This window comes from Paenibacillus sp. FSL R10-2782, from assembly GCF_038592985.1.
GTDB classification, from domain to species: Bacteria; Bacillota; Bacilli; order Paenibacillales; family Paenibacillaceae; genus Paenibacillus; species Paenibacillus terrae_C.
Map to the genome: position 1 here is coordinate 1,506,372 of NZ_CP151951.1, position 15,184 is coordinate 1,521,555.

At 46.8% G+C, this 15,184-nt stretch carries 15 protein-coding genes and 1 pseudogene; 8 read left to right on the plus strand and 8 right to left on the minus strand.

Annotated elements, in window-relative coordinates:
* Positions 1 to 14: 14 nt before the first annotated feature.
* Complete coding sequence (locus tag NST83_RS06915; RefSeq protein ID WP_342417081.1) at positions 15 to 1,019, plus strand: sigma-70 family RNA polymerase sigma factor; 1,005 nt, start codon at positions 15 to 17, stop codon at positions 1,017 to 1,019.
* A 110-nt stretch (positions 1,020 to 1,129) separates the two neighbouring features.
* Here NST83_RS06915 and NST83_RS06920 read toward each other — a convergent pair whose 3' ends face one another.
* Together NST83_RS06920 and NST83_RS06925 are read right to left on the minus strand one after the other, a co-directional pair.
* Positions 1,130 to 2,218 (minus strand): Xaa-Pro peptidase family protein, encoded by a 1,089-nt coding sequence (locus NST83_RS06920; RefSeq protein ID WP_342417082.1) that lies wholly within the window; start codon positions 2,216 to 2,218, stop codon positions 1,130 to 1,132.
* A 79-nt stretch (positions 2,219 to 2,297) separates the two neighbouring features.
* The gene (locus tag NST83_RS06925) at positions 2,298 to 3,020 is read right to left on the minus strand and encodes an MBL fold metallo-hydrolase (RefSeq protein WP_342417083.1); all 723 of its coding nucleotides are present in this window, start codon (positions 3,018 to 3,020) and stop codon (positions 2,298 to 2,300) included.
* A 212-nt stretch (positions 3,021 to 3,232) separates the two neighbouring features.
* Here NST83_RS06925 and NST83_RS06930 point away from each other — a divergent pair, with 212 nt between their 5' ends.
* Entirely contained in the window at positions 3,233 to 3,754 is a 522-nt protein-coding gene (locus tag NST83_RS06930) for an N-acetyltransferase family protein (protein ID WP_342417084.1), read from the plus strand.
* A 132-nt stretch (positions 3,755 to 3,886) separates the two neighbouring features.
* Here NST83_RS06930 and NST83_RS06935 read toward each other — a convergent pair whose 3' ends face one another.
* The 3 genes from NST83_RS06935 to NST83_RS06945 all read right to left on the minus strand — a co-directional run bounded on the left by NST83_RS06935 (position 3,887) and on the right by NST83_RS06945 (position 6,057).
* Positions 3,887 to 4,321 (minus strand): threonine/serine exporter family protein, encoded by a 435-nt coding sequence (locus tag NST83_RS06935; protein WP_137062121.1) that lies wholly within the window; start codon positions 4,319 to 4,321, stop codon positions 3,887 to 3,889.
* A 20-nt stretch (positions 4,322 to 4,341) separates the two neighbouring features.
* Positions 4,342 to 5,097 carry a threonine/serine exporter family protein gene (locus tag NST83_RS06940; protein ID WP_342417085.1) on the minus strand — a complete coding sequence of 252 codons (756 nt, stop codon included), beginning with the start codon at positions 5,095 to 5,097 and terminating at the stop codon, positions 4,342 to 4,344.
* 111 nt (positions 5,098 to 5,208) lie between these two features.
* Positions 5,209 to 6,057 carry a hypothetical protein gene (locus NST83_RS06945; protein ID WP_137062123.1) on the minus strand — a complete coding sequence of 283 codons (849 nt, stop codon included), beginning with the start codon at positions 6,055 to 6,057 and terminating at the stop codon, positions 5,209 to 5,211.
* A 374-nt stretch (positions 6,058 to 6,431) separates the two neighbouring features.
* Between NST83_RS06945 and NST83_RS06950 the strand changes: the two genes are divergently transcribed.
* On the plus strand, positions 6,432 to 6,869 hold the full coding sequence (locus tag NST83_RS06950) for an HAD family hydrolase (protein ID WP_342417086.1): 438 nt from the start codon (positions 6,432 to 6,434) through the stop codon (positions 6,867 to 6,869).
* A 54-nt stretch (positions 6,870 to 6,923) separates the two neighbouring features.
* Here NST83_RS06950 and NST83_RS06955 read toward each other — a convergent pair whose 3' ends face one another.
* Entirely contained in the window at positions 6,924 to 8,276 is a 1,353-nt protein-coding gene (locus tag NST83_RS06955; protein ID WP_342417087.1) for an MATE family efflux transporter, read from the minus strand.
* A 136-nt stretch (positions 8,277 to 8,412) separates the two neighbouring features.
* On the opposite strand from NST83_RS06955, the gene NST83_RS06960 reads away from it, so the two are divergent.
* The 3 genes and pseudogenes from NST83_RS06960 to NST83_RS06970 all read left to right on the plus strand — a co-directional run bounded on the left by NST83_RS06960 (position 8,413) and on the right by NST83_RS06970 (position 10,519).
* A complete protein-coding gene (locus NST83_RS06960) occupies positions 8,413 to 9,099 on the plus strand; it encodes a TetR/AcrR family transcriptional regulator (RefSeq protein WP_342417088.1) in 687 nt (228 codons plus the stop codon).
* A 51-nt stretch (positions 9,100 to 9,150) separates the two neighbouring features.
* A pseudogene (locus NST83_RS06965) lies at positions 9,151 to 9,718 on the plus strand (response regulator transcription factor); the annotation flags it as partial.
* A gap of 120 nt (positions 9,719 to 9,838) precedes the next feature.
* The gene (locus tag NST83_RS06970) at positions 9,839 to 10,519 is read left to right on the plus strand and encodes a serine/threonine protein kinase (protein WP_342417089.1); all 681 of its coding nucleotides are present in this window, start codon (positions 9,839 to 9,841) and stop codon (positions 10,517 to 10,519) included.
* 94 nt (positions 10,520 to 10,613) lie between these two features.
* Here the strand turns inward: NST83_RS06970 and NST83_RS06975 are convergent, their stop codons facing one another.
* Positions 10,614 to 12,032 carry an NAD-dependent malic enzyme gene (locus tag NST83_RS06975; protein ID WP_342417090.1) on the minus strand — a complete coding sequence of 473 codons (1,419 nt, stop codon included), beginning with the start codon at positions 12,030 to 12,032 and terminating at the stop codon, positions 10,614 to 10,616.
* A 569-nt stretch (positions 12,033 to 12,601) separates the two neighbouring features.
* Here NST83_RS06975 and NST83_RS06980 point away from each other — a divergent pair.
* Both NST83_RS06980 and NST83_RS06985 read left to right on the plus strand, forming a co-directional pair.
* Positions 12,602 to 12,850 (plus strand): hypothetical protein, encoded by a 249-nt coding sequence (locus NST83_RS06980; RefSeq protein WP_342417091.1) that lies wholly within the window; start codon positions 12,602 to 12,604, stop codon positions 12,848 to 12,850.
* A 273-nt stretch (positions 12,851 to 13,123) separates the two neighbouring features.
* A complete protein-coding gene (locus tag NST83_RS06985) occupies positions 13,124 to 13,972 on the plus strand; it encodes a hypothetical protein (RefSeq protein WP_342417092.1) in 849 nt (282 codons plus the stop codon).
* Positions 13,973 to 14,055: 83 nt separating this feature from the next.
* Here the strand turns inward: NST83_RS06985 and NST83_RS06990 are convergent, their stop codons facing one another.
* A complete protein-coding gene (locus NST83_RS06990) occupies positions 14,056 to 15,102 on the minus strand; it encodes an RluA family pseudouridine synthase (protein ID WP_137062129.1) in 1,047 nt (348 codons plus the stop codon).
* Positions 15,103 to 15,184 lie beyond the last annotated feature (82 nt).

Below are 15,184 nucleotides of genomic sequence, written 5' to 3' on the forward strand. Positions count from 1 at the left end.
TGTGAGCTTGATCAATGGAGAAGGAATTTCATTATGCTGGTATCGCCAGAAAATACGGGGTGAACGAATTGCTTAGTGATACGTATGTACAATTAAGAAAACCTGCTGTGAAGGATATGCATAATATAAAGCTGATCTGTGCGTGTAAAGAGGACAAAGACCTTCTTGGGGAGTTTCTTCAAGAGAATCGTAAATTTATGTTTTCGATTATTATGCGATATAAGGGAAGTATAGAAGATCTAAAAATGAAATTCAAGGTTACTGAGGATGACTTATACCAACATGCATGTATAGGATTACTAACGGCACTTAAGGATTTTGATATTCATCGAGGAATTAAATTTACTACGTATGTAGTAAGACCAATTTTATGGGAGGTTAACCAGTTATTATATAGCAACTCTCAAGAGGTAAGACTTAGTCGGGGAGCTATTGATATGATCCGAAGGATGGTAGAGATAGAAGATACACTAGGCTACAGGCCGGGTGAGCAAAAAATGGCGAAGCTCCTTCAAGTTCCTGTAGAGCGTTATAGAGAAGTTGCTCAATTCAGTGATGCAATGGAACATTTTGATTCAATAGATAACTTTGAAGCTACAGACAACTCACATTATAACATGGATGAACTTGTGATTAATAAGGTTTATGTTCAACAACTGTTATGTAGTACTCTGTTTACAGAACATGAAAAAACGGTAATGCACTTAATTATGAAAGGTGCAAATAACTCTCAGATATCCGAAATACTCCACGTATACCCCATGACAATCAGCAGGACGTTAGCACGCATCAGGAAAAAAATAGACAAACAAAAACAGGATACTGAGAATATCCCAATTGAAGCTCAATCAAAATACAGAGAAGAAATTAACTTAATTGTAGAGAGGAGTAAAGAACATAAACAAGTCTTGAATGTTACAGACATAACAGATGTACTTAAAATATCCGGCTATGATATTTCAAAGTATTCAAAACGTGTTCTTTACTATATCCGTAAAAAAGCAAAACTAGCTATATAAAGTATAGCAAAGTTAAACGCAAATCACAACTGCTCTCGATCGATTTAGAATCATAAGGGTAAAAAAAGCCCACGCAGCTTTCATCATGAGCTTTAAAGTGAAAAAAGGACTTATCCCAGCACCGTCAGCTCTTTCGGAAAAGAGGTCAGGACTTTTACGCCGTCAGAGGTGACCAGAACGTCATCTTCAATCCGCACACCGCCGAGGCCTGGCACGTAGATACCGGGCTCTATCGTGAACACGAAGCCCTCATGAAGCAGGTCTTCATTGCCGCCATGCACAGACGGATATTCGTGAACGCTCATGCCAAGGCCGTGTCCAACCCGATGGTTAAAGGCTGGGCCATACCCAGCAGCTTCTACAACTGCACGAGCTGCCTGATCTACCGACGCGCAGGATACACCCGGACGAATGGCGGCAATACCAGCCTCGTTTGAGCGGAGTACCGTCTGATAAATCGTCTCCAGCTCAGCCGACAGCTTGCCAAAAGCAAAAGTGCGCGTAATGTCTGAGGCGTAACCATCTGAATATACGCCCATATCAAACATGAGTAGTTCGCCATGTTGCAGCTTGCGGGTGCCCGGAACACCATGAGGCAGCGCTGTTTTGGGTCCGGACAGCACCGTGGTGTCAAAGGACGGGCCATCTGCGCCGATTTTCTTCATCTGGTATTCAATTTCGGCAACCAGCTCGACTTCTGTCACGCCTTCACGCACGTGGGTCAGGCCGTGGCGGAGTGCGTCCTCCACCAACTGTGCGGCATGTTTCAGACGCCGTACTTCCTCAGGTGTTTTTCTTACGCGCATGTCCTGGAGCAGAGGGCCGAGATCCACATATTGGGCCGCATCAATGGCAGTATGTAGCTGTTCGTAGCGGAGTACGGAGACGTGCTCCTTTTCCAGCGCGAACACCTCCACTCCAGTACCTGTGCGCTGGCGCAGCAGATCATATGGATTGTCTGTATCTGTGTGAGTGGATATGCGAGTCACGGAAGAAGCGGCGTGGGCCGCCTCTGCATCCAATGCAGGCACGATCAGTTCAGGCTCCTCGTCCCGAAGCAGCACCAAGCCGAGAAATCGCTCATGCGGGTCACTGGCAAAGCCAGTCAGGTAGTAGATATGCTTGGGATCGGTGACGAGCAATCCGTCCCATGATTGTGACTTCAATTCATCATACAGCCGGGTTATTTTATCATTCATACAGATTCATTCCTTTCTATTCATGGATTCATTATAACGCTTATTACATATTTGTTTATAGATCTGACTGACTTTATTCTCATTCCTGACTTAATGTCTGTAGACGTGCCTGTACATTCTGATCATAAAAACCCCCATGGTAGCACAGCACCTTCTCGACTTCCAATACAGTCAGTTTACCGAGGCTTTCCAAGGCCAGTGGCATATCCGGTGTAGCCGACTCAGCAGGGCCGACCAGTTCGCCTTCAACTACACGTAGCTCGTCCGCCGCCAAAAGCAGCTTTTGCGCAGGCGCATACAAGCTGATATGCCCCGGCGTGTGACCAGGTGTATGGATAATCTGTATTCCCCCACCGTAAGGAAGATGCTCACCGTCTTCAAGGGCATGGGCAAAGCGCAAGTCCGGCAGGCGGTGAATCATATCCTCTGCTTGCTCCTTGAGTACAGTATCCATCTGATTGATTCGTTCCGGTGTCAGCTTCACAAACGGCCGATCCCCTGTCATATAAGGAATATCATCCTTATGAGCCAATAGAGCGGTATTCGGCAGCAAGTCCAGTAGTGCATGAACATTTCCGATATGATCAATGTCCTGATGCGTTAAAATAATTCGCTTTAGGTGGCTGATATCCTCTCCCACATCTGCAATAGCCTTGCGCAATGGTTCCAACTGGCCTAGCATCCCCGTGTCAATGAGTGTAAGCCCGTCTTCATCCTTAAGCAGTACAGGATAAATCGTCGTCTTTCCAAAGAAGGATTCCATAGGTACTTCCAAAATCAAAATTTGGGTTCCAATATTCATATAAGCTGCTTCAGAATCCCGTGAACTCCGAAGCCCACCTCCTGTCTCTTATTGTTTAATGGGTCGACCAACCTTTGAGGCTTTTGTTTTTCATCAAGCTCTATTATAGAACCCTTTACATCCGAACCGCAAAAAATCAACTCCATATGGCTGTTCAGGCGCTTGTCTTGTACAATGAAATAAATCAACAGAGCAGGAGGCGGGTACAAACGATGAATAGGTGCCAATCTTTTTCCATTGAATTTGCGCGCAGGGAGGATCTTCCGGCTATTGTGGGCATTTATAATTCCACCATTGCAGGACGAATGGCAACGGCAGATTTGGAGCCCGTGACAGTGGAGAGCCGTATCCCATGGTTTGAGGCTCATCAAGAAGACCATCGACCTTTGTGGGTTCTGAGACATAAAGAGACGATTGCAGGGTGGGCCAGCCTTCAGTCTTTTTACGGACGTCCAGCTTATAACGGTACGGCGGAAATCAGTATTTATGTCCATGAAGACTCTCGTGGAACTGGAGCAGGAAGCCGTATGGTGCAGCATGTACTGAATGAATGCTCTGGGCTTGGAATTACGACGCTGTTGGGGTTTGTATTCGGTCACAACAAGCCGAGTATCGCCTTGCTGCGGAAATTCGGTTTTGAACAATGGGGTTATTATCCGCGTGTTGCGGTGCTGGACAGCATAGAGCGGGATCTGGCTATTCTGGGTAAACGAGTGGATGTTGAGGATAAATAGACGAACAAACATCATTTATAAGGTGAACATGAAAAAAGCTGCATCCAAAATGTTCTGTGCACTACAATCGTGCGTGGTTTTGGAAGCAGCCTTTTTATGTTGTGAAAAAAAGATGTTGTCTATCTCCGTCGTTCAACGGTGAGATTTAAAACGTATGTTGCGAAAAATCTGATTGAGCACCTCGGACAGTACCAAGCCGACAGCAATGGCACCTGCGATCATGAGTGTGCTCATAGCCAGCTCCAGCGCCTGAGGATAATTATGTTGTACAAACTGTCGCATCGCATTGTAGGCCATTCCCCCCGGGACGAGCGGAATCATGCCAGCCACGCTGAAAATAATAACAGGCATTTTGTACAGTCTGGCCAAACTCTGGCTGATGATTCCGATTAGAACCGTTGCCAACAGGCTGGCGCTCACGGGTCCCATGCTGTCTGATGTCCAATAATAGACGAGCCAGCCCAACATGCCGACGAAGCCACATTGTAACAGTGAATGTCGGGGAGCGTGGAAAAGAATGCCGAATGCAGCGGTAGCAATAAAGCTTGTGAATAATTGTGCAAGCATAAACTTGGATCTCCTCCGAATCACATATACGAAATGATAACCGCAACGCCAGCTCCAATGCCAAAGGACGTCAAGCAAGCGTCAGCACCCTTGGATATGCCCGAAACGAGGTGCCCGGCCATCAGATCCCGAATGGCATTAGTAATTAATAAGCCTGGCACCAATGGCATAACGGAGCCAATAATGATTTTGTCCATCATCTGGCCCCAGCCTGCAACTGTCAGTAAGGCCGCCAGCATGCCGATTAAAAAGGATGCAGAAAACTCCGAGAAAAACTTAACTTTAACGAGTCTGTGAAAATATTGCACAGCCGCGAAGCCAGCCCCGCCACAGAGAACGGCTGCAGGGAAGTCTCGCCAGACCCCGCCAAACATAATCATAAAGCAGCCGCTCGCCAATGCCGCAGCCATCAGCTGCACGCGATTGGAATAGCGGAGAGGACCACGTTCAATCTTGGACAGCTCCGTAACTGCTGCGCGGGGTGCCAGGTCACCCCGACTTATTTTACGTGAAATCGCGTTAACCTCTACTACCTTGTGCAAATCGGTGGTCCGCTCCACAATCCGGATCAGCTTGGCGGGCTCCGAGTCGTTAATGGCAAAAAAAATCCCGGTCGGTGTCACATAGCTATGGGACTGGGATATGCCGTAGGCTAAGGCAATGCGGGACATCGTATCTTCGACACGATAGGTTTCGGCTCCATTTTGCATCATGAGCTTGCCAGCCAGCAGACAAACCTCGATGATCTCAGGGGTAGGATGGGAATGATTATTCATGCTCGCTCTCTTTCATTCGTACCGGGCCGTTTGGCCGTATTATTTGTATATATTGTAGCACAAATAACCGCCCTTTCAGAGGCGGTTGTGTGGGAAATAAGAAGGCATCCGTCAAGATTCCATCGTATCTGGAATAACTGTATAGTAGGACTCTTCCAAATGTGTTGCAGCCTCAGACAAGCCCATGGATCTAAGCTGTCCTGCTACAAAAACACGAAGGGCAGAATGGGTGAACAGATGGCGTGTTTGAGCATCCCGGATAAAGGCCAATCTCGCTTCACGCGAGGCGTTGCGGAACAAATCACGAACCGTTTCACCTTGTTTATCCCAATGAAAGGGCTCTGCCACGCTTAAAAGAGCACTCTTCATAGAGGAATGCTGTTTTGCGGAAGAAGGAAATGCCGGAATGCCCAAGCCGTTCAGTGTAGGGGCAGCTTCGTTTTGCTTACGCTCGGTTCGCAAACTGTCAATGTAGGCAGCCATATCCTGAATCGTTTGAACACCGAAGCGCTCCCGAAAGCATTCCCGCACAAACGCAGTGCGTTCATCTACGGCCTGAGGAGGCTGATGTCCTGTATAATCCTGTCCATTAGCATAGTAGCGCTTTAATGAACTGTTCTCTGTATAAACAACACTTAAAAAATCCTGCAAGTGGCGGGCAACCACCCATACACCTGTCCAGTCAACAGGGGATATGCATACAATGGGGGCCTGCGAAAGATCCTTTACAAGTCCAAAATCCGTTAAAAAGCCGTAATGTATTCCGTCCACGCCTGCGTGGGCAAAGGGAATCACATCCGGCGGTGTAGCCATATATCGTGGCGCGCGGCCATGCTCCATAATCAATCCCAAATCAAAACCCAGAGAGTGCCGGTTCGCTTCAAGCTCCTGTTCAAATTCTATAAGTGCCTCAATCAAAGGTGTAGCTGATCCGTAGGCAGGGTTAGAACCGGAATTCATCGTGTATGCCTCCTTATCCAAGTACATCCATAAAGCGTCCATCCCTAAAAGGTACGTGATTTTACACGAAATGTAAACCTGTATGCTGAATCTTTTCAAAAATGTGACCTTTTACCTGTGTTCTATGGAATAAACCGCTTTCGGGGCAAAACAGGACGTGATGCCTATATTTAGAACAGTACAGAAGTAAAGTGAGTATATGAAAAAGATGTCTTTTCAGTTTATGACCGCCACGGTGAAGTGTGAATGCGGGAATGGATACGAGCTATGGATGTCGAAGGAGTAAGGTGCAACGTATCGGGTCAGCGGGTATAATATCAGGACAAGGTGAGGATGGACGTCATCCAATGATTTTTACAGAAAGAAGTGGGTATATGAACTTGCACAAGAAGGCCGTATTTTTTGATGTGGATGATACAATGTACGATCATTTGCACCCTACTCGCGATGCTTTGCGTACAGTATTAGGTTTGAGTGAGCGTTTTCCTTATGAAGAGGCCTATCATCGTATTCGCTATTACAGTGATGTGTTATCAGCAAAAGGAGGACTATTGGAGGGTAAAGCGGGGCAGGATGAGCTGGAGGATATGAGGGAAGGTCGTTTTGTTCTAGCTTTACAGGAATTTGGGGTGAATATTACCCGTGAGCAGGCAGTGGATATCCAAAAAGAGTACCTGGATCGCCAGTATCGGATTGAGCCTTTCGAGGGAGCTACATTATTAATGGACGAGTTGAACTCGGCTGGATATTTGGTTGGCTTGATTACGAATGGTCTCGAAGATCATCTTCTTGGCATTCCCCTATGTACCTAAAAAGGCAGGATCGGGGAGTTGCCCTTATCCTGCCTTCTTGCGAGTTATATTTTTCTACTGTACTAAACTATCCAATTCCGGCTGCAATTTATTCCTCAGAACATACAGCATGATAGCCCCAACAAGGAACGCGACGACATCCGCAATAACAAGTGACCAGACCACTCCGTGGAAGCCATTCATACGATTGGAAATAAACAACACAGGAATCAGGGTAATTCCTTGAATAACAGACATAATAAACGCGGCGGTTCCTTGCGCCGTTGCCTGGAAGATTCCCGTAAACAACGTGGTCATTCCTGTAATGAACAAGGATAAGAACGTCACATGCAAAATGTAGCTCCCCATTTCAATTAATTGCGGGTCATTCGTAAATAAACCAATTAAGTTGTCGGAAATCAGATAGACGACCAATCCGAACACGACGGCTAACGCTACGATCGCTTTGATCGTGAATCCAATGGTATGCTTCATGCGTAATTTATTCGCTGTAAAAGAGAAGGCAATGAGGGGCACGACTCCCTCGCATAAGCCCATCAGAATAAATTCAGGAAATTGCAATAAACGTGATGATATTCCGTAAGCCGCTACGGCCTGATCTCCATATTCGATAAGAAAATGGTTGAAGATGAGTGACATTGCACCCAAAAAGATACTCATAATAAAGATTGGAACTCCGATTTTGAATACATTGCTTAGAATGTCCTTGGTAGCCTTAAACCATTTTATAGAGACAGTTAAGAATTGGCTCTTATATCCCATATGGAAGGCGTAGAATGCACTCGCGACCAAGTTAGAAATGACCGTAGCAGACGCAACGCCGATTATGCCCCAATGGAAAACGAAGATGACCAGCGCATCGAGAATAATATTCACGACAACACTCAGAATCATACCGATCATCGACGTGAGAGCCGCACCCTCCGAACGCACGATATTCTCCAGCGTGAAAAATAATACGACGAATGGTGAACCCATAAGCATAATTGTGACATAGTCCTTCGTGAAGACGAAGGAGTCAGGCGTTGCCCCCAGGCCATTGACGATTGGATCGATCAACGGGAGCCCTACGGCAATTAAGAAAAGACTGAGAACTAAACTGCTGTAAAAGGCGAATGAAGACACATGCTTTACATCATCATATTTTTTCTCTCCCAGCAAACGTGAGATGAAGGTACCGCTGCCCATGCCAATCAAGTTGCCTAACGCCATTATGATCGCGAATAACGGCAAGGTTAGTGCTAGTGCGGTTAACATGGCGGTATTGTTGAGAGTGCCAAGGAAATAGGCATTCAAGATGGAATAGATGACACTCATTGACGTACCTAGCATCATAGGTACAGCGAAGTGAGCTACGGCTTTAGCGATCGGTGCTTTTTCAAAATAATGGAGGTTTTCTGCATCCATGTGGATCACTACTTTCTTTATATATTTTGTTCTGACCTAACAGTGTTAGTTTGAACCTTACAGTGTTAGATGGTATCATGTACCTATAGATCTGTAAAGAACAAACTTACACTGTTAGATAAAAGGGCGGATAACGATGAAAAAGCAGCAGCCTCAGATTTCGGAGAATAAGATTTTGGAAGCCTCGTGGGAGCTTCTGGGGGAGCAGGGGATCGAGAAATTCAGCTTGAGACGATTGGCCGACCGGCTGGGGATTCAGGCTCCCTCTCTGTACTGGTACTTCAAGAGCAAGCAGAATCTCTACCAGCGTCTGGCCAACCAGGTATCGAAAATCATTCTGGAGGAGTTTCACTCCGAGGGAGACTGGAAGGAACAACTGACAGGGCTTGCGGGAACGGTACGGAGCGTGCTCAGCCGGTATCCCTGCTCCACGCAGCTCATGATGATGACGCTACCCCATGAACCGGACATCATCCGGTTTACCAACCGGATGATGCTCTGCGTGGAATGGACGCCGCTTGAGCAAGAGCAGAAAATGCAAGTCATTACTACGTTTGTCAACTATGTCTACTTCTTCGTTCTGGACGCTTATCAGCATGAGCGCAATGTCTCCGCTATCCTTAAGGACCAGGGAGCAGAAGCGCTTCCGGGCGAGGAGATGATCCGCCTTCTGGACTCTATGAGCGAGACGGAAGCGGGACTGTTCCGGAGGATGTTCACGAACGGGCTGTTCGAGCTGATGGGGACCGACAGGGCGTTCGAGTTCGGCTTGAAGCTGATTCTGTTGGGGATTGAGCAGGTGATAAAGGAGCAGGAGAAGTAGAAGTAACCAAGATGAGGAGTGAACTTACTCTAACGTAAGAATGATCTGCATATGAAAATTTTATTAGTCGAAGATGATAAGACGATCGCGTCGGGACTGGAATATTCGCTGCAGCAAGATGGTTATCGGGCCGTTCTCTGCCATGATGTCGCCTAAGCCAAAAAGGTGCTCGCCGAATACATTGATCAATTCACTCTATGCTTGTTCGATTTACAGCTTCCGGACGGAAACGGCTATGAGTTGTGCAAGATGGTGAAGGAGCGGCGAGACATTCCGGTCATCTTCTTAACGGTGATCGACGATGAGGCCAATGTCGTGATGGGACTCGACATGGGAGCCGATGATTACATTACCAAACCTTTTAGAATACGTGAGCTTCTCTCCCGGATCAAGTCCGTCTTGCGGAGATACCAAAAGCCGTCCCACGCCGTAGCTATCTGGAACGGTTGGCTATGCCAAGCCTGATCCACGTATTTTCGAAGTAGTGAACGAACGGACAGGGACTCTGGCGGAGCATTGCTGCTATATTGGGGATTCCTGGCGTAATGACGTGGCGGGAGCTGTAGCGGCGAATTGGCGGGTCATCTGGTTCAATCACAGAAAGGTTGCCCCGGAGTCCGAGATAGCAGGAACCTATGAAGCAGCAGCAAGCTATTCAGAACTGAAAAAATTACTGCTGTATCCGACAGATGTCTAACTTCATTCCAATGTTTTAGAACAGAGAAGGAAGGGATCGCGCATGGTTGAACAATGGAGGCAGGCAGACGAAATTATAAGTCAAGTGACTGTTTACAGTACGGAGGATAATGATCCGGTAACAATTAAAACAGTCTCCCATGACGTCCGTTGTATTGGCATCGGGACGGATGCGGCCGTATTTACGCTCGATACGTTGCCCGGCTACGCGTTCAAGGTGTACTCAGACATGGCGATCGAGAAAAAGGATGCGGAGGCCGATGTATACGAGCGTTTGCGGGGCTCTGATTTTTTTCCACATTATTACGGGAAAGGTGACAAGTATATTGTCATAAGCTATGAATCAGGTATTACGCTGCTGGATTGTCTGCTGCAAGGCATTCCTGTGCCGGAGCAGGTCATTCTGGACGTGGAAGAGGCGAGGGAGTTTGTCCGATCCAAGGGGCTGAACCCTCGTGATATTCATCTCAAAAATGTACTGATGCAAGATGGACGCGCCAAGGTATTGGACGTATCCGAATACGTGAAGGAGGGCTATGACAAGCGCTGGGAGCATCTGGTGTGGGCGTATCATACGTTTTACTCAGGTATCTCGGAGGTTAAAGTTCCGTCATGGATTCTGGATACGATTAAAAAATGGTACTACAAGCTGGACAACTCCAGCTTTAATCTGGAGGAGTTCGCCCAACGCGTCAGCCAGTTATTTTCCAAATGGAAGTCATAGCTGCAGGAAATCTTGATCTTCTTATAAAAAAAGGATTGCACCCGTATTAGGTAGGGGAGCAATCCTTTTTGGCACGTTACATGGTAGTTCTCTTTTACCTGAAATCGCGAGGTACTCTTCTGGCGGTTCCGCTCTCAATCGCAGCCTGAATGACCTTCTCACGCACCCGCTGAACGGCATTCTCGTTAAATACGCCGGGAATGATATACAGCTTGTTTAATTCTTCGGGACGGATCGTACTCGCAATGGCTTCGGCTGCCGCAAGCTTCATCTCCTCGTTAATTTCACGGGCGCGACAGTCGAGCGCCGCACGGAATATGCCGGGAAAGCAAAGCACGTTGTTGATCTGGTTAGGGTAGTCTGAACGTCCGGTGGCAATGACACCTGCGATGTCTTCGATATCCTCGGGTGCAATTTCGGGAACCGGGTTAGCCATGGTGAACAGCACGGGGGCCTCGTTCATGCGTTTTACGTCTTCCCGCTGGAGTAGTCCGCCTGCCGATAGACCGATAAACACGTCAGCGCCTTTCAGAACCTCGGACAGCGTGCCTGACAACCGTTCGGGGTTGGTATGCTGTGCGTACCAGTTCCACACCGGATGATCGTATGTTTCATCAGCTGTAATGGCTCCGTGGCGATCTACACCAATGATGTTAACGGCACCCGCAGACAGCAAAATTTTAGTGCAGGCTACTCCCGCAGCTCCGATGCCGCAGACCACGATTTTGACCTCGGACAGTGCTTTGCCGACGACTTTAAGAGCGTTGATCAGTCCTGCATACAACACAACAGCGGTGCCATGCTGGTCATCATGAAAAACAGGAATGTCTAGTTCCTGACGTAGCCGTTGCTCAATTTCAAAGCAGCGGGGCGATGAAATATCCTCCAGATTAATACCGCCGAAAGCTGGAGCGATTTGCTTGATCGCCTTGATGATTTCCTCAGTGTCCTGTGTGTCCAGACAAATCGGGAAAGCATCGACAGACCCAAGCTGCTTGAAGAGCATTGCTTTGCCTTCCATGACCGGCATAGCCGCGTAGGGGCCAATATTGCCCAAGCCGAGGACAGCGCTTCCGTCCGAGACGACTGCAACCGTGTTACGTTTGATCGTCAAACGGAAGGCTTTGTCCGGCTCTTCATGAATCGCCATACACACACGTGCTACATCTGGAGTGTACACCCGGGACAAGTCGTCGCGATTCTGAATCGGAACCTTGGGCTGCATTTCAATTTTACCTCCAAGGTGCAGCAGAAATGTCCGGTCAGAGATGGACAGTATCTTCACGCCTTGCACTTTTTTAATCTGGGCAATCATTCGGTCGATTTCGGCCGGATCAGCAACGGTAACCGTAATATCCCGCACGGTGACCTTTTCAGAGGTGCGAATGACGTCAATTGCAATAACATCCCCGCCATGTTCGTTGACCAGCGTAATCAATTGACCAAATTGGATGTGCTCAGTGGAAATTTCCAGTCGTAAAATGATATTTTTACCGCCAATACCGCCTTGCATATAAATTCCTCCTTTAGTGTTCCATACAAAATAAGTAGGATCAATTGTTTGCGTTTACAATCGAAAGCGTGCCTAAGAGGTGAATTTAATATTTCAAATTAGTGGATTCTTTCCCTATCATAGTGAACAATCTCCCACTTGTACAGATAAAGCTGAATTAAATCTCACATTTGCATCAAAAAAGGACAAATGCCAGGCTCTGTTTCAGCTCCGAAGCTACGTTATATTTTTGCCGTAATAAATTTCATTCATTAACCTGGAATCAACGTTCACGTACGCTCTTGACCAAATCCTCGTGAACGTCTTCATTAAAGATACAATGAATCTCCCGAACCATCGTTTTTCGCGGCACCCGCAGTCCACCGGATCGCATTGTCTATTTAAGAACCGCGCTGGCTTTCATATATCCGTGAAGTTCTGACAGAAGCAGACGGCTTGAGGGAGTCCACACACAAGGCTTTAAGGCTGCTGGACGCTATTACCTGAGCGAGCTTTGTTTTGACATGCCGAAACATCATACGCATATACTTTAATTCACGTTTAGCTAATCTTTAGTAACAGGATTTATAATGACAAAGCAGATGATGAATAGAACGCTCTGTGGACATTTGGCGCACAGTCAGCAGGACAAGGAAAATGAAGGCCGTAAACGCCCATGTTCGGGGTTAAGTCTCGTGCAATTCACGAGGCGCTTTCAGACGGTGGTGGGCTTGACAGCCATCCGGTATGTAACCGCGCTGCGTCTTGAGAAGGCCTGGACTTTATTGCTGGAGACAGAATATACGCTGGATTATATTGGGAAAAATGCGGATATCTGAACGGATTTTATTGTAGTCGATTTTTTTTCGTCAGAAAACACGTGTCACCTTCACAATATCGCAAGCTTAACCGAATATGATTATAGACTTGCAGGGAAAGTGACTTTGGGCATTGCGTAAAATGAGAAAAGAAACTTCAGCTAATAATAAGCGTATATTAAATAAACGTAAGAAGCTAAGAATTATGAAGTTAAAATGAATTTGATAGCAAAAAGAATTTCACAATCCCATCCCATGTTACACTGAAAGTAAAATGGTGAAAGGAGTTTCAAGATGCTGGCTTTGTCCGATCCGGCCTGGGCTTTGCTCCAAGGCCCCTATGGTTCCTCTCAATACGTCCCGGAAATGTTGAAGCAGCTCCAAGCCGGATATGACGGCGAAATGGCTGACACCTTGTATTGGGAGGAACTGTATCACCAAAATACGTTATATACTTGTACCTTCGCAGCTGTACCGTACCTCGTAGATATTGCGTTAAGCACTTCTGATATAAGTATTCGAGCGGATATTTATAATATTTGCGGAATATTCGAAGCCAAAAATGTTAATCCATTACATACAAAAGTTCCGTTGGAATTTGCAAGGGATCAGGTAGAATTGGATGCAGATTTGGCTGAATATATATATGAACAATACCAACAAGCCATTGTCCGGCTTACAGGATTAACCGAGGAAATAGTGCTGTATGCCAAGGACCACGAAGGAGATGTTGGCAAGCGTTATGTTTTGGCTGCGGGGGCTGCCTTTCAGGGTTATCGATGTGTAGCTTTTATGCTGCAAAGCTTTGATACTGGTGATGAATATACGCTGGATTGTCCGCATTGCGGAACTTCGCTCTATATTTGGCCTGCTGAACAAAGTGATGTTCTGGTGGTTTACGATAAAGATCCGGTAAACTCAAACAATCTGATTCCCTATTCGATCCAACCCGGCTCATTGGACCATAAAGGCTCTAATCTACAATGGCTATATCAATATGCCCAAAAAATTGAAGAGAACAACCTTTTGGCCCATTTACCCTATTTAAACGGTCGGATGAATTGTCCCGTTTGCAATACACCGATCTCCATTTGGGACGAGCTGATGAAAACAGCTAATGGTGTCCGAAAGTACACCGCTTAATGAATAAAAAGGGGGCTGTATCATACACCCCCCTGATTTTCCCGTAGATCCGCTCCAATTATTCCTGCTTGTCTTACATAAGTCTACTCCCGAAACGGATTTAGAAAGGTTTTAGGAATGTCGGATTCAAACCGCAGCAATACTCCAGTGACGGGATGAATAAACGACAACACCCGCGCATGGAGACCAAGGCGACCGATAGATTTGGCTTTGGAGCCGTATTTTTTATCTCCCACAATCGGATGGCCGATATCCTCCATATGAACGCGGATTTGGTTCTTGCGTCCGGTTTCCAAACGTACTTCCAGCAAAGAAAAATGCCGATTGGCCTGAAGCAGCTTGTAATGAGTAACCGCGTGCTGTCCGTCATTCGGATACGGGCTGGAATACATTTTCAGCGTCTTGCTTTCTTTCAGCCATGAGGTGATGGTACCCGCAGCTTTTTTAACCTGTCCTTCTACAAGAGCAATGTACGTTCGTTCATACACGACTTCCTTCCACGCTTGTTGCATTTCCTGCTGTATGGCTTCGCTTTTCGCAAACATCATAACTCCGGATGTATCACGATCCAGACGATGCAGCACAAAAATACGATTGTATGGATGTTCTCGTCGCACATGTGCCGTAAGCTGACGATATGCTGTTACTTCCTGTTCCTGCGCAGAGGCGACGGACAGCAGCCCGGCATCCTTGTGGATAACAATAATGGCTTCATCCTCATGCAAAATACGCAGCCCGGTCAGCGGCACCTCGGGAGTGATTTTTTCCTTGGAGAGCGCTACAGTCTGACCCTGCTCAAGCGGAAAATTGTACACAGTCCGAGGAATGCCGTTCACGGACACCTGTCCACGGGCCAGCGCTGATTTAATGGAATTGCGGCCCATGCCAGACACATGCTCTACCAAAAAATTCAACAGCTCGGCAGGCTCCTGCACGATGTAAGTTTTTGCAACGTTTTTTTCTGGTTTACCGTGCTCTCGGGCAGCAGTTTTATCAAAAACCCCCGCTTTGCCCCGTGCATCGGGTCTATGTGAGCCGGATTTTCCGGCGGGTTTGTGGCTGCGTCTGGAGTTGCCTGTGTTTGGCGTGGATTTTGTATGATTTTTTCGATTGGGTTTACGATTGTTCATAGGTTCTTTCTCCTTCTTGATACCGTGTCTCATCATAAGTAATGGACAAACTTGCGGCACCGTGTCCACTATATCATGAGAA

Bases quoted from the DNA above. Each gene is read 5' to 3' on its own strand.
- NST83_RS06950 (WP_342417086.1), top strand. From the start codon at position 6,432: ATGAACTTGCACAAGAAGGCCGTATTTTTTGATGTGGATGATACAATG.
- NST83_RS06940 (WP_342417085.1), bottom strand. From the start codon at position 5,097: ATGAATAATCATTCCCATCCTACCCCTGAGATCATCGAGGTTTGTCTG.
- NST83_RS06955 (WP_342417087.1), bottom strand. From the start codon at position 8,276: ATGGATGCAGAAAACCTCCATTATTTTGAAAAAGCACCGATCGCTAAA.
- NST83_RS06925 (WP_342417083.1), bottom strand. From the start codon at position 3,020: ATGAATATTGGAACCCAAATTTTGATTTTGGAAGTACCTATGGAATCC.
- NST83_RS06945 (WP_137062123.1), bottom strand. From the start codon at position 6,057: ATGAATTCCGGTTCTAACCCTGCCTACGGATCAGCTACACCTTTGATT.
- NST83_RS06990 (WP_137062129.1), bottom strand. From the start codon at position 15,102: ATGAACAATCGTAAACCCAATCGAAAAAATCATACAAAATCCACGCCA.
- NST83_RS06920 (WP_342417082.1), bottom strand. From the start codon at position 2,218: ATGAATGATAAAATAACCCGGCTGTATGATGAATTGAAGTCACAATCA.
- NST83_RS06970 (WP_342417089.1), top strand. From the start codon at position 9,839: ATGGTTGAACAATGGAGGCAGGCAGACGAAATTATAAGTCAAGTGACT.
- NST83_RS06980 (WP_342417091.1), top strand. From the start codon at position 12,602: ATGACAAAGCAGATGATGAATAGAACGCTCTGTGGACATTTGGCGCAC.
- NST83_RS06975 (WP_342417090.1), bottom strand. From the start codon at position 12,032: ATGCAAGGCGGTATTGGCGGTAAAAATATCATTTTACGACTGGAAATT.
- NST83_RS06960 (WP_342417088.1), top strand. From the start codon at position 8,413: ATGAAAAAGCAGCAGCCTCAGATTTCGGAGAATAAGATTTTGGAAGCC.
- NST83_RS06930 (WP_342417084.1), top strand. From the start codon at position 3,233: ATGAATAGGTGCCAATCTTTTTCCATTGAATTTGCGCGCAGGGAGGAT.
- NST83_RS06935 (WP_137062121.1), bottom strand. From the start codon at position 4,321: ATGCTTGCACAATTATTCACAAGCTTTATTGCTACCGCTGCATTCGGC.
- NST83_RS06985 (WP_342417092.1), top strand. From the start codon at position 13,124: ATGCTGGCTTTGTCCGATCCGGCCTGGGCTTTGCTCCAAGGCCCCTAT.
- NST83_RS06915 (WP_342417081.1), top strand. From the start codon at position 15: ATGGAGAAGGAATTTCATTATGCTGGTATCGCCAGAAAATACGGGGTG.